Here is a 12,941-nt window from a genome sequence, read left to right on the forward strand (position 1 = left end):
AGTGCGATCTGTTTCTGCTGTTGCTTGCCAGTTTCCCGCTACCAATTCTCCTTGTAAATTGACATTGCTGTCGGCAAGATTGAGTCTGCCGTTGCCGCTGGCATTGATGCTGCTAGCAGTCAAATTGTCAAGACTTCCCGATGCTGTAAATTGACTCGATAGCAGTCCGTCAATCGATTTTAAATTTTGGATTTTGGATTTTAGATTGTTGAGATTGGCAGATTGCTGATTTTCGGGATTGAATGCTGAAGCCACATCTAAAATCGGCAGTGTCAAATCTACCAAGCGGCTGATGGAAGTGCGATCTGTTTCTGCTGTTGCTTGCCAGTTTCCCGCTACCAATTCTCCTTGTAAATTGACATTGCTGTCGGCAAAGTAGAGCCTACCGTTGCTACTAAAATTGATTCCGCCAGCAGTCAAATCGTCAACATTTCCCGCCGCTTGAAATTTACCTGCTAGCTGTCCGTTTAACGTTTTAAGATTTTGGATTTTAGCTTCTAGATTCTCCCGATTGGCTGGCGTTTCCCGTGCTAAAAACGGCAAGCCAATATCAATCAATTGATTGACAGCCACTTTTTCAGTGTTGCCAAAAACTTGCCAGCGACCCGATTCTAGTTCGCCATTAACATCAACAATACTGTCAGCAATATTCAGCGTTCCTTTGCCCGTCGCAGCGATCGCATTTAAACTCAAATCGTCTAGAGTTCCCGCAGCTTCGGCGGTTCCGCTGACCAAACCCGCTAGTTCAGGAGGCAAATTAAGGTCTGGCAGAACTTGCTGCAAACTGTTGAGGGCAACGCGATCGCCCTCAATGATAGCTTGCCACTGACGGTCTTTTAGCGCAGCATCCACGTTAACAGAAGCGTCGCCAATTTTCACAACTGTATTTTGCAAATCCGCCGAATTCCTTGCGGCTCGAATTTCGCCCGCTGCGGGGAAAGTTCCTTGCGGTGCTTGCCATTGAACTCTAGCTTGAATGTTGTCTAACGGGCCAAAAATTTGAGCTTTTGCGGAGACACTGCCAATTGTAACAGTAGCAGGAATTGGGAGAGCGTAAATTTGGGCGAGATTATCTGCAGGCAAGTTTTCAGCTTGCAAGTCAAACACCAAACCAGATGGATAATTGCTACTTTTTAAAGCAATATCAACTTGACCTTTGCCGCCAATTTTACCACCCGCCGCCGGCACTACCAAAATATCGCTCAAAGTCAATGCTAAAGAGGAAAATGGGGGAATAGAAGATTGAGAATTGGGAGTTGGGGTTTTAGCTATTTTCCCGCGTTCCAATTTGAAATTAGTGCTAATATTATTTAATTGCAGCCGATCGACCGTAGCAGGTTTTGTCGAGGCGATCGCACCTGTCACCACCGGTTGATCGACGGTTCCAGTTAGCTTGACATCCGCCTTCACCTCCCCCGCAACAGCAACCGGCAATACTACTTTCTGTCCTAACTCTGTCTCCACCGCAGTGACAACACTTGCAAAAGCCACTGGTTGCACGCTAGTTGCCAGATTGAAGCTAGCGTTCTCCAAATTAAAATTAGTTCCAGTTGCAACTGTTCCGGCTATTCTAAGCGGAATTAGACCGTAATTAGCCGCCAGACTATCGACAATCACAGTAGTTCCCTGAAACCGCAACTGACCGCTGCTATTTTGTATAATTTGTTTCAAGGGAGCAATACTCGCTTGCACTCCTCCAAAACTAGCCGTTCCAGTAATTCCCGATACTTTATTCTCTCGCACTTGCACGGTCAAATTGCCATTAGCCAGACCTTTTTGTAAAGAAATGCCGGAAAGTCTTAGCAAGCGAGCGAGGTCGGGCAAAGGCAAATTTTGACCTTGCAACTGCAGGTTAGTTTGAGCTGCAGGTAACATAGAATCAGCTTTAAGTATAAAATTATCGCTGTTAGTAAACTGACCGTTTACTTCGTAGAGAACGCGCTGATTTTGGTCGCGAAATAGAGCACTGCCTTTTTTCAGGTTTACAGAAATAGGAGCCGAAGTTGTCTGTCCGACTGCGGGACGCGGTACCAAAACTGCGGCGGTATTTTCAGCTCGAATTGCTTCAACTTCAGTTTTAAATAAACCCGGAGATTTCTGCTCCGCAGTTGGAATATTAACCCAGCGGCCTTTAGCATCCTGTTCGATATAAGCGCTGGCTTTAACTAAGGTAATATCTAATTTGAGATTGCGGGTCAACAGCAGTTGCAAAACCGAAAACTTTACTTTAACTGCTTCTGTAGAAGCATAATCCGGATCGGTAGGAGTTGCAGGTAAAGTCGATGGCCCAAACCGCAAACTTTTCAGAGAAAATCCCTCCAAACGTCCAAGTTGCACCGGCCGCTTCAGCAACTGGCTGACTTCAGTTTCCACCAAAGGAGCTAACTTTTCCCGCACCCACTGGTATCCTACCGCCGCCCCAACCAAGGCGAGAATACCCAATCCCGTACCGCTAAGCAGCAGCAGACGCCACCAGCGGCGGTGGGGACGGGGTGCGAGTTGATTTTTGTTATCGTCGGAGTTAGTCATGGGTGTTTCTCAGAAATCAGAGAATTCAGGAATTAAGGGAATCAGCCAATTTTAGACAGGTATAATTTCTGTGATTCGCCAGTGTGCCTTCTGCCTTTGGTAGACTCAGAAGTGAGGTCGGAAGTGCCGATCGGGCGCAACGAAGGTCGAAGGCACGCCCCCACTCCAGGGTAGACTCCAGAAACCTTTACCGAACTTAATCAAAACACGCAACATCACCTAAAACCAAGTCCTCCAACTCCCCCAAATCCTCTAGGTTTCCCCCGCTGTGCAGGATCGGCGGTCAATCTAAAATCTCAAATATCAAACCAAGTCGTCCAAATGCCCCAATTCCTTTCGATCCCGCCAGTGCAGGATCGCTGGTCAATCTAAAATCTAAAATATAAAATTTAAAATCGGTTGCCCGATCGCTTCTAAGATAAAAAAATGGTGGTTAAGAAGGTCTTTAAAACTTATGCGAGTGTTCGTCTTACTCTTCAATGCCCGCACCGAGAATGAGGGAATTCATACCATTCAACTCGGCGATCGCAATAAAGTTCTGATGTTTGAGTCAGAAGACGACGCCACCCGCTTTGGCGTGATGTTGGAAGCTCAGGATTTCCCCGAACCCACTGTCGAGGCGATCGACGAGGAGGAAATTAAGGATTTCTGCAACAGTGTTGATTATGATTGGGAACTCATACCGGCGGGGGCGTTGGAGATTCCGCCAGAAAACAATGTAACACAGACTCAGTGGCAGCCGGAGCCCGAGCCGGATCTCGCTCTGGATTCTGAGGTTTCCCAAAACGAACTGGATTCTATTCGCCGCCGACTCGAAGGACTTTTGTAAAAGGAAGGTTCGGCAACGGATTCTGTAGCGGATGTAACGGATGGATATTGAGATTCGAGGCTCGATGTGAAGAAGGAAGAGGGAAGAAGGATAAATTTAATCTCTTCCAGCGTTCAATCAAGGGCTTCATTTGTAGATACAGGCTTGCAGGCTGAACCAGGGACTCTGTATGTCTCCTGACTTCGCTTGAAAGCCGACAACTGACAATTAACAACTGAGAAAAAATGAAGAATTTGGAAGAACGGGGCCATCTGCTGACTGAACAGGTGAATACCAACAGCGAGAATTTAGACCAACTCAGTTCGATCGAATTAGTGGACTTGTTCAACCGGGAAGACGCCCAAACCTTAAGCGCGATCGCCCGTGCCCGCGAACATTTAGCCCAAGCGATCGACATTGCAGCCGAGTCTCTGCGTCAAGGAGGCCGACTGTTTTACGTCGGTGCGGGTACTTCCGGGCGTTTGGGGGTGCTGGATGCGGCCGAGTGTCCCCCCACCTTCTGCACGCCGCCAGAACTCGTACAGGGCATTATTGCCGGGGGTGCGGGGGCTTTGGTGCGGAGTTCGGAGGATTTGGAGGATCGGGCTGAAGATGGGGCTGAGGCGATCGCCCACCGTCACATTACCAACTTAGATGTGGTTGTCGGGATTACGGCTGGAGGTACAACGCCGTTTGTCGCGGGCGCTTTGCAGGCGGCACGCCAGCGGGGGGCGAAAACTGTGTTTATGGCCTGCGTACCCGTCGAACAAGTGAGTTTTGAGGCTGATGTTGATATTCGGTTGTTGGTTGGCCCGGAGGTAGTGGCGGGTTCGACGCGCTTGAAAGCGGGTACAGTAACAAAAATGGCTTTAAATATCATTTCGACTGGGGTAATGGTGAAGCTGGGGAAGGTTTACGGCAATCGGATGGTTGATGTGGCGGTGACTAATAAGAAATTGCGCGATCGGGCTGTGCGGATGTTGCAGGATTTGACTGATTTAAGCCGGGAGGAGGCGGGTTTTTTGCTCGAAAAAAGCGGCAAGTCTGTAAAATTAGCTTTGATGATGCACTGGACTAATTTGGAGAAGGAAGAGTGCGATCGAATTCTGGGCGAGTTTCAAGGGAATTTGCGATCGGCTGTGGCCTCCATTAGTCAGTAGTCAGTAACCTGATTTGAGTTGTTAGTCATTTGCACCATCGAGTCAAAAAATTGTGAAATCTCTTCAGTGGATCTGAGGTGATAAACACTTTTGGTGTTTTGAGCGCGATCGACATACTCGCGGTATCTGGGAGTCAAATACTTGTGACACAACCAAAGAACACGGTAACTATTAATTGAACTCTTCAAGATCGGACTCTTTTGGGGCCAGCCTTCTGGCGGTATAAACTTACCTGTAATCAGCCGTTTAGTCACCCACCAGAAATGCACGTATAGGGGCAGATCGACAAAAACCAGAGTATCTGCCTCGTTGAGTCGAAGCCATAGGGTTTCCATGCAACCAAAACCGTCTATAATCCATCGGTCAGTAGCCAAAATTTTCTCATGCGTATGCTTATATTCTTCATTTGGAACCTCAGTGCCCCCAGATTGATATTGAATTTTATCCAAGGGGTAAAGTGGCAAACCAGTAATTTCTGATAATCTCTTGCTTAGAGTTGATTTACCGCCTCCTGTGTTGCCAAACACGGCTACTTTTTTCATAGTTACCCCTCTTAGTAATGATGAAGTTTGTAGCAAGATTTGGGAGAATTGCTATAACAACTGAAGTAGTAGGGTGCGTCCGCTGCGACAATCTGGGCTACCCATCCAATCCCTACGAACTGACGCACCTTACACGCTGCATAAGTGAAATTTTACACTACCCCTTCCCCGTTAGCCATTCACAAAAACGCTTGAGGTAAGCTGATTTTGACTGACACCCTGCACGATTCCCAAATAATTGTTCCCCGACTTAATCGCTGTAGAAGCGACGCTTGCACCTCCATCCAACTGCAAACTCACAGATTCAAAAGTCAAGTTGGCAAATCCGATACTGTCTGTCAAACCAATTTTATCCCCAGCCCCAAAATCAACGATTACGTCTGCACTTATTAAAGTAGCCGCCGCAGACAAACCTCCTGCTAGGATAAACGTATCATTTCCAGCACCGCCGGTCAGCATATCTTGCCCGCGATCGCCCGCCAACAAATCGTCGCTGTTACCGCCAACCAAGACATCATCTTCTTTGCCGCCGCGAATAGTATTGTTACCGTCAGATCCGATTAGTCGATCGTTATCGTTATTGCCGCTGATAAAATCATTGCCGACACCGCCCTCAATTGAATCCGACTCTTTGCCGCCCGATAAACTGTCATTGCCGCCTGCGCCATTAATTGTATCCGCACCTTGCATTCCATTAATGCTATCAACACCTTCTCCCCCGGTGATATTGTCTTTGCCGGAAAGGGCAAAAATTGGCAGTCCCGCAGCATTTGTCGGTATTTGACTATCGGCACTATCTGATAGGAAATAATTGCCGTTGCTGGCTGTATTTTTGGGTGCTGTCGTCGGGCTTCCGTCCCCTGTAGCATTGGGTATTGGCGAAGTAATCGATACCAATGTGTTGGGAGTTGGTGTGGGAGTTGGTGTGGGAGTTGGTGTGGGAGTTGGTGTGGGAGTCGGTGTGGGTGCGGGATTGACACTACCGTCAAGAGAAGTCGCAAAAACTTGCGTCCAATAGTGATTCCAATTTTCTGTGCCCGTATCGTCGGCTAAGAAATAGTAACCGATGCCAATCTCTTTGAGATTGGGATTAAGAATGTTAGCGCGGTGGCCGCTGCTGTTCATCCATGATGATACAACTTGTTCGGGTGTAGAAGAGCCCGCAGCGATGTTTTCTGCTGCCGCTGAGAATTGATAGCCCGTTGCACTAATCCGACTTCCTAATGACGAACCATCTTTTCCGGTATGGGAAAAGAAGTCTTGCAGTGCCATGTTTTGGGTGTGATTTTCCGCCGCATTTAGTAACTGAGTATTGAAGGTTAGCGGGGACAAACTCAATTTGCTGCGTTCGATGTTGGTAAGTTCTAAAACTCTATTAATAAAGTTTTGATTGGTTGGGCTTGGTGCTACTTGAGAGGCCGATCGCTCTTCTGTTAAAATGTCCAAGGACTGAGAGCCGGAATTTGATAGTTGTTCAAGCATGGGGATGATAAACAGTTTTAAGACTTGGTTTTGCTGGTAGATTGCTTACCGTCTTAACGATAGTTTCCCCGATCCCTAGCTGGCTGGGCACAATTCAATAATTGTGTTAATCCCTACCGCTGCTCTATTTATTCTAATTATAGCTGTTGTCAAAGTGCGGATGTCAAGATCCCGGCTATGGTTGGGAAAGGGAAGAGTACGCTGGAATTTAAGGAGAGTTTCAATGAAATTTGCGATCGCCCGTCGCATCAATACAATTTTAAATTTGAGATTTAAGATTTGAGATTTTTCCTGATTAGTAAGGTTTGCGCTACGCAACCAGCCCGCTGGCTGGCTCGCTAGAAACCCGGTTTCTACAAGTTTTGCAGACAGGAACAATAAATATAGGAAGAAACCGGGTTTCTGAATTCTGTGTGCGATCGCGAACAGAGTTGTTACTAGAACCCGCACAAAAAATTCTAAATTAATTCAAAATTCACAACCGCGCAGGGTTGTTCGCGATCGCCAAAGCAATCTCAAGATTTCAAACTATTTTCTTGTCCGGCTTTAGCCTCGTGAGCAACTTGTTCAACCTGATCTTTGGCGAGAATTTCCAAAGCTGTCTGTGCTTCTGCACCGCCCAACCGCCCCAGAGCTTGAGCTACTCTATAACGGATTTGCCAATCTGCATTGGAAACGTAGGGAAGCAGCAGCGGCAGCGCGCGTTTATCTCCCAATTCACCTAATGCACTGATGGCAATTGTTTGGATCAATTCGTTTTCAGAAGTCAGGGCATTTTCTAACATCGGAAAAGCTTTCGGATCTCCCATTTCTCCCAAAGCCGCGACGATGCTCAGTTGCACCAGCCATTCAGAGGTACTGCTATAAACTTGCTGCAAATCTTCTAAAGCATCGGTTAATTTCAATGCGCCCAAAGCATCGGCTGCTGCTGCTTGCACGTCGGGTTCGGGGTCGTTGTTCAGGCTGTTTCGCAGTACCTCTAAAGCGTTCGGCAGATTCTGCGTACCGAGGGTTGATATCTGGCTGACTGCTGCGTAGCGAACCCGGACGTTTTGATCGCCGATCGCAATTTGAATCAGTTTATAGGCGATTGCTGGTTCTAGTTGCCGCAGTTGGTTGACTGCTCGCAGTCTTTCGCCAAAATCCTCGGAATTCAGCAATTGTTCGACAGACTCAGGGGTAATGCTCATTCGATTTTAAATTTGATAATTGGTAATTGGGGAGAAGGAAGAGGGAAGAAGGAAGAAGGAAGAGGGAAGAAGAAGCAAGAAAGAAAAAATAGCTCTGCGTCTATTCCTGACTTCCGTGTCGTGAATCTAGATAATTGGTAATTGCAAAAAGTTAGCGAGATTGAAAGAGCGATCGACTCATTTTCTGATACAGTCCTGGAACTGAAACAGTTAATTTAAGATTCGGCAGCCATCGAGCGGATAATATCTCCCCTAGTGAGGATGCCGATTACTTTGCCCGCAGTATCAAGCACGGGCAATCGGTGGATACTGCGATCGTGCATCAGTTTGGCAGCTTCTTGGACAGATTTGTCGGGCCCGATGGTAACGGGTTCTGTACTCATCGCTTCTCCTACTGTTTGTCCTAAAGCCTTGTGCAGATCTCGCTCGTAACGAGATGGATTTTCTAAGTAAATCACGCTGTCAAGCACCATGATGTAAGCGGGGGGAGTTACGCCGGTTTCCCGCCACATCAAGTCGGTTTCGGAGATGACTCCTACCAACACGTCATTCTCATCTACGACGGGAAGACCGCTAATGCGTCGATCGGCTAAAATTTTAATCGCTTCGTTCAAGGGCATTTCGGGTCGCGCCAAAATCGGCTCGCGGCTCATTACATCGGCTACTGTTTTTGGCATGATTAGCGGTTGATTGAGTTGTTGCTCTAAATCGATCATATAGGGAAATCGTGACACAGACTGAAGAAAGGCAGCTCTGCTGAAGGGATTAGTTAGAAGGTAGAAGGAAGGAAAAAGTTTGAATGCCAGAATTTTGCTGTTTTTTTCGATCGCACTATAAAATTCTGCCGTTTGCCTCCCTCCGGCGAGCGATCGACCTGACAAGATTGTTAAGATATCTTAAAGAGCGGATAAATCCTTACCAATGCCAGAATCTCCAACCCGAGAACCAGACTCCCAACCAGAAGCGCGCTGTGTATTGGTTTGCCAGTATCTATCTTGCCTGAAAAATGGTTCAGCAGCAGTGCTAGCTGCTTTTGAAGCTCAACAAGTTGCAGGGGTGAAAGTTGAGGCTACTAGCTGTCAGGGACAGTGCACCACTGGCCCGACTGTGCGAGTTACCCCGGACGAAATTTGGTATTGTCGAGTTAAACCGAGTGATGTACCGTTAATTGTGGAAGAGCATTTCAAAGAGGGAAAACCTGTAGAAGCGCTGTTCAATCCGAGAATTCATGCGCGTTATTATTATTAATATTGACTTGATTCGGTGAAACTTCCAAGCTCTGGCGCATCTAATTTTAATAGTTATTGTTAAGGAACTGCCACTTTGAAAATCCAAGGAATTGCGCTTAGTTTGTTAGTGCTGGTGCTGGGGCGTCCGTCGGCGGTTGCTGCTCAAACGTCGGCGGTTGCTGGGGATATTTGTCCTGGGGAATTGGGGGCGCAAGTAGATGCGATCGCCAATCGTCCCGAATTTAGTCGCTCGCGCTGGGGCATTTTGATTCAACCTCTATCTTCTTCTACTACTCTCTATAGCCGCGACGCCACCAAATATTTTATTCCCGCATCAAATACCAAGCTGCTAACTACAGCCGCTGCTTTGCAGAAACTCGGTGCAGATTTTCGGATTAAGACATCGGTTTACAGCGGCGAAAATGGAAGTTTGTACGTTGCCGGCAGGGGAGATCCGAGCATTGCTGAGCCTCAGTTGAAATCTTTGGCGCAGCAGTTGAAGCAGCGAGGAATCAGTCAAGTAAACGAGTTGATTGGCGATGACAGCTATTTTCAAGGCAGTGCAGTCAATCCGAATTGGGAATGGGAAGACGCCCAAGCAGGTTACGGAGCGCCGATTAACAGTTTAATTTTCAATCAAAACGCGATCGACCTTCTATTGTCCCCGCAGGCTCTCGGGCAACCTCTGAAAGTTACTTTTGCCGAACCAAAGCAGGCAAATCAGTGGCAACTCCAGAACAATTCAGTAACTGTCGCCCAAAACGAGCCCGAGTTTATTGAAGTTGGCCGGGAGTTCGATCGACCTATAATTCGAGTGAGCGGACAGTTGAAAGTTGGTGGCGAACCTGAATCAGCTTATGTCGCAGTTGTCAACCCCGCTAATAATTTTTTGCAGCAGTTTCAGCAAGTTCTAGCGGCTGAGGGAATTCCTGTTAAACAGGCTTTAGTTGCCTCGGCTTCTCGCAATTTAAATCAAGAATTAGCGACCGTTGAATCGCCGCCTCTGGCGGAATTGGTGAGAGAAACTAATCGCGAAAGCAACAATCTTTATGCAGAAGTTATATTGAGATTGCTGGGAAAAGTTACAGACAAGATGCCCCAGCAGCAAGAAGATACAGGTGAAATGGGTTTGAAAGAGTTAAAGACAGTTTTAACTCAATTAGGAGTAAATCCAAACAGCTACATATTAGCTGACGGTTCGGGCTTGTCCCGCCACAATTTAATTAGCCCTGAAGCCTTGGTACAAACTTTGAGATTGATGGCTAATTCACCTGCTGCATCTATTTACCGCCAGTCACTGCCGATCGCTGGCGAGAACGGCACTTTGAAAAATCGCTTCAATAATACACCAAACCGCGTAATTGTGCAAGCTAAAACAGGAACTTTGAGTGGAGTTTCGGCGTTGTCGGGATATATTGAAGTTCCGAATTACGAGCCGCTGGTGTTTAGCATTATCGTCAATCAATCTGACCTATCGGCTGCAAAAATGCGATCGGCGACGGACGAAATTGTGCTATTATTGAATCGCCTGCGCCGCTGTTAAAACCACATATTTAAGGTGAGAAAGTTAAGCTCAGTAGTTACACCTAAAAAACCGGACACCTAAAAACCATACAAGTTTTAAGTTTCATTAGATTGCAGCGACGGGGATCGAAAAGCAGCTACAATAAAAGTAGAAAAATTAAAACCATTGGGCCGTTTTAGCCTGCTACCAGTCGGCGGGTTCTGTACTTCCCGAAAATAAGTCTAACTTTCCAACTATGAATTCTTTCGATTCCGAACAGAAACACATCTTTGTCGAAACCAATAACATCCGCCTGCACTGCGTTTCTCAAGGAGAAGGCGAGCTTGTTCTCCTCCTGCATGGGTTTCCAGAGTTTTGGTACTCTTGGCGTCATCAAATTCCTGCTTTAGCGCGTCATTTTAAGGTTGTGGTGCCGGATTTGCGGGGCTACAACGATTCCGACAAGCCGGAAAGCGGCTATGATTTAGATACGCTGAGCGCGGATATTCGCGGTTTGATTGCGAACCTCGGTTATAAAAAAGCTCACGTTGTAGGTCATGATTGGGGAGGCGCGATTGCGTGGCACTTAGCTCAAAAATTCCCCGAACAACTCAACCGCTTGGCAATTTTAAACGCTCCGCACCCGCAGCGATTCGTGCAGGAAATGGCGAGCAATTTAGATCAAATCCGCCGCAGTTGGTACGTTTTGGCGTTTCAGGTTCCCGGCATTCCCGAATGGTTGATCCGGCAAAACTTGAAAGATTTTGTTCACAATGTTTTCCAAGGACAAGCTGTTCGCAAAGGAGCTTTTAGCGCTGAGGAAACTAAGATTTATCAGACTGCTTTAGAAAAGCCGGGAGTATTAGCCGCCGCTATCAATTATTACCGCCAGATGTTTCATCCGCAGAGGCTTTGGAATTTGGCGGAGAAATTAGAACCTGTGACAGTGCCTACTTTGGTGCTTTGGGGAGAAGAAGATGCGTTTTTGAGCCACAAACTTGTAGAAGGTTTAGACAGATTAATTACGGCTCCGTTTAAGTTGAAATTAGTTCCTCACTGCGGTCACTGGATTCAGCAGGAAGCGCCGCAAACGGTGAATCGAGAATTGCTGAGTTTTCTCAGAAATTCTTCTCCTTCTTTGGCTTTGGCATAGAAAGTTTTAAACATTGCAAATTAAAACCCGGTTTTACAGCTAAACCGGGTTTTCATCTGTCTAGGGATAGGTTTTTTTTAGGGTGCGTCGTGCCTAGAGTTTCTGGATTACCAGAGAATTAAAGCTAGCTGACGCACGCTACTTATTTATTAGTCCCAGAGCAAATTTTCTTGGATCAGCAGTGCAATCATCGCAGTTCTGGAACAAACACCGAGTTTGATAAAAATCCGCCTCACGTAAGTAGCAACCGTCCAGTGACTGATATTTAAATTTTTGGCAATACATTTGTTTGGCAGGCCTTGGGCTACTAATTGCGCGATCGCTCTTTCGCGTGGGCTCAGGCTAATTTCCGGTTTGTAACTTGTGCTTTGCATACTTTTGCAATGAGGTAACGAGTGAAAATCTAATCAATTAAGGGTAGAATTCTGAGTTTCTCTCGAACTTCAGATAAAGGAGTTTCCCAATCAGATGCAACGTCCCAGTCAATTAACCGAGTGGCTAATTTTCCGTATTTTAAGCCTTTGATAATTTGTCCGATCGCGCATTTGCCGCCGATCAGTCCAACTAACACTAAAATCGCACAAGAAGGACGAAATACTTGAGCGCGAGTAAACGCTTGAAGTACCAATTCATCTTCTGTTGAAGCTGAAAGACCGGTCAGCACGTGCCAAACGTCGTGGTTTCGCTGAATCCAGTCTCCCGATGCGATCGGCTCAAAGCCTTGTTCGTCTAGAAATCGCGCCACTTCGCACCCTAATGTTCCTGTTGGCAGTTGGCGCAATTTTGCCAAGTCTATTTCAAAATGTCGATCGCTCTCAATTTGAGGATTAATTGTTGGAGCCATCTTTAATATAACTTCTAATTGACCGTCACCCATAATTTATTCTCCCTTCAAAAATGATTTAAGTTTCGAGCCAATTAATTTGTGTTTGTCAAGTTCATTTTTGCGCTGAATCAAGACGACTTTTTTTACCGACTCAGCTTAAAAATTGTACTTTCTGTCAAACCAATCGGCTATCAGGAGCTTTTACATTTCTTTACAAACATTTTTAGATGTGAAATCTGCTACCTGTAAAAATCTCCTTAGTTTTTCTAATCGCAACTTGACCCACCGGGAAGTATAAGTAAAATCCCCAGTATTTAGCGGTGACTGGAACCCCTTTACTTACGTATATAAATTTATTCTGCCGATAATTATTGGAACCTGCAATGAGTCAGAAGTTGAAGCTTGCAGGCCTCGTGATGCAGGTGCATACAAGTGAAGAGAGTTGAAGCAAGGTGAAGCAAGGTGAAGTTATGCAGAGTTGATTTTTAGGAATTACGCAGTAGTCCCAATCCCCTGTG

At 46.4% G+C, this 12,941-nt stretch carries 11 protein-coding genes and 1 pseudogene; 5 read left to right on the forward strand and 7 right to left on the reverse strand.

Features of this window, described 5'->3' with window-relative positions:
* Positions 1-2,529: pseudogene (locus QUA47_RS23205) on the reverse strand (translocation/assembly module TamB domain-containing protein); the annotation flags it as partial.
* Between the two features lie 454 nt (positions 2,530-2,983).
* Between QUA47_RS23205 and QUA47_RS23210 the strand changes: the two are divergent.
* Both QUA47_RS23210 and murQ read left to right on the forward strand, forming a co-directional pair.
* Positions 2,984-3,358 (forward strand): DUF3110 domain-containing protein, encoded by a 375-nt coding sequence (locus tag QUA47_RS23210; RefSeq protein WP_333217859.1) that lies wholly within the window; start codon positions 2,984-2,986, stop codon positions 3,356-3,358.
* Positions 3,359-3,582: 224 nt separating this feature from the next.
* Positions 3,583-4,497 carry an N-acetylmuramic acid 6-phosphate etherase gene (murQ, locus tag QUA47_RS23215; RefSeq protein ID WP_333432487.1) on the forward strand — a complete coding sequence of 305 codons (915 nt, stop codon included), beginning with the start codon at positions 3,583-3,585 and terminating at the stop codon, positions 4,495-4,497.
* On the opposite strand, the gene QUA47_RS23220 is transcribed toward murQ, so the two are convergent.
* The 4 genes from QUA47_RS23220 to QUA47_RS23235 form a co-directional block, all read right to left on the reverse strand.
* Entirely contained in the window at positions 4,491-5,039 is a 549-nt protein-coding gene (locus tag QUA47_RS23220) for an adenylate kinase (protein WP_333432488.1), read from the reverse strand. The two genes, murQ and QUA47_RS23220, sit on opposite strands and share 7 nt — an antisense overlap.
* Before the next feature lie 171 nt (positions 5,040-5,210).
* Positions 5,211-6,521 carry a CAP domain-containing protein gene (locus tag QUA47_RS23225; protein ID WP_333432489.1) on the reverse strand — a complete coding sequence of 437 codons (1,311 nt, stop codon included), beginning with the start codon at positions 6,519-6,521 and terminating at the stop codon, positions 5,211-5,213.
* 515 nt (positions 6,522-7,036) lie between these two features.
* Positions 7,037-7,711 carry a phycobilisome degradation protein NblB gene (gene nblB, locus QUA47_RS23230; protein WP_333432490.1) on the reverse strand — a complete coding sequence of 225 codons (675 nt, stop codon included), beginning with the start codon at positions 7,709-7,711 and terminating at the stop codon, positions 7,037-7,039.
* A gap of 215 nt (positions 7,712-7,926) precedes the next feature.
* Complete coding sequence (locus QUA47_RS23235) at positions 7,927-8,427, reverse strand: CBS domain-containing protein (protein ID WP_333185862.1); 501 nt, start codon at positions 8,425-8,427, stop codon at positions 7,927-7,929.
* A 205-nt stretch (positions 8,428-8,632) separates the two neighbouring features.
* Here QUA47_RS23235 and QUA47_RS23240 point away from each other — a divergent pair, with 205 nt between their 5' ends.
* The 3 genes from QUA47_RS23240 to QUA47_RS23250 all read left to right on the forward strand — a co-directional run bounded on the left by QUA47_RS23240 (position 8,633) and on the right by QUA47_RS23250 (position 11,597).
* Entirely contained in the window at positions 8,633-8,959 is a 327-nt protein-coding gene (locus QUA47_RS23240) for a (2Fe-2S) ferredoxin domain-containing protein (RefSeq protein ID WP_333285587.1), read from the forward strand.
* 81 nt (positions 8,960-9,040) lie between these two features.
* Positions 9,041-10,483 (forward strand): D-alanyl-D-alanine carboxypeptidase/D-alanyl-D-alanine endopeptidase, encoded by a 1,443-nt coding sequence (gene dacB / locus QUA47_RS23245; RefSeq protein ID WP_445302543.1) that lies wholly within the window; start codon positions 9,041-9,043, stop codon positions 10,481-10,483.
* Between the two features lie 217 nt (positions 10,484-10,700).
* Positions 10,701-11,597 carry an alpha/beta hydrolase gene (locus QUA47_RS23250; RefSeq protein ID WP_333432492.1) on the forward strand — a complete coding sequence of 299 codons (897 nt, stop codon included), beginning with the start codon at positions 10,701-10,703 and terminating at the stop codon, positions 11,595-11,597.
* 149 nt (positions 11,598-11,746) lie between these two features.
* On the opposite strand, the gene QUA47_RS23255 is transcribed toward QUA47_RS23250, so the two are convergent.
* Positions 11,747-11,971: a response regulator transcription factor gene (locus QUA47_RS23255; RefSeq protein WP_083888111.1), complete on the reverse strand. Its 225-nt coding sequence runs from the start codon at positions 11,969-11,971 to the stop codon at positions 11,747-11,749.
* 29 nt (positions 11,972-12,000) lie between these two features.
* The gene (locus QUA47_RS23260) at positions 12,001-12,474 is read right to left on the reverse strand and encodes a Coq4 family protein (protein WP_333432493.1); all 474 of its coding nucleotides are present in this window, start codon (positions 12,472-12,474) and stop codon (positions 12,001-12,003) included.
* Between the last annotated feature and the right edge of the window lie 467 nt (positions 12,475-12,941).

The organism is Microcoleus sp. MON2_D5 (genome assembly GCF_036701905.1).
Classification (GTDB): Bacteria; Cyanobacteriota; Cyanobacteriia; order Cyanobacteriales; family Microcoleaceae; genus Microcoleus.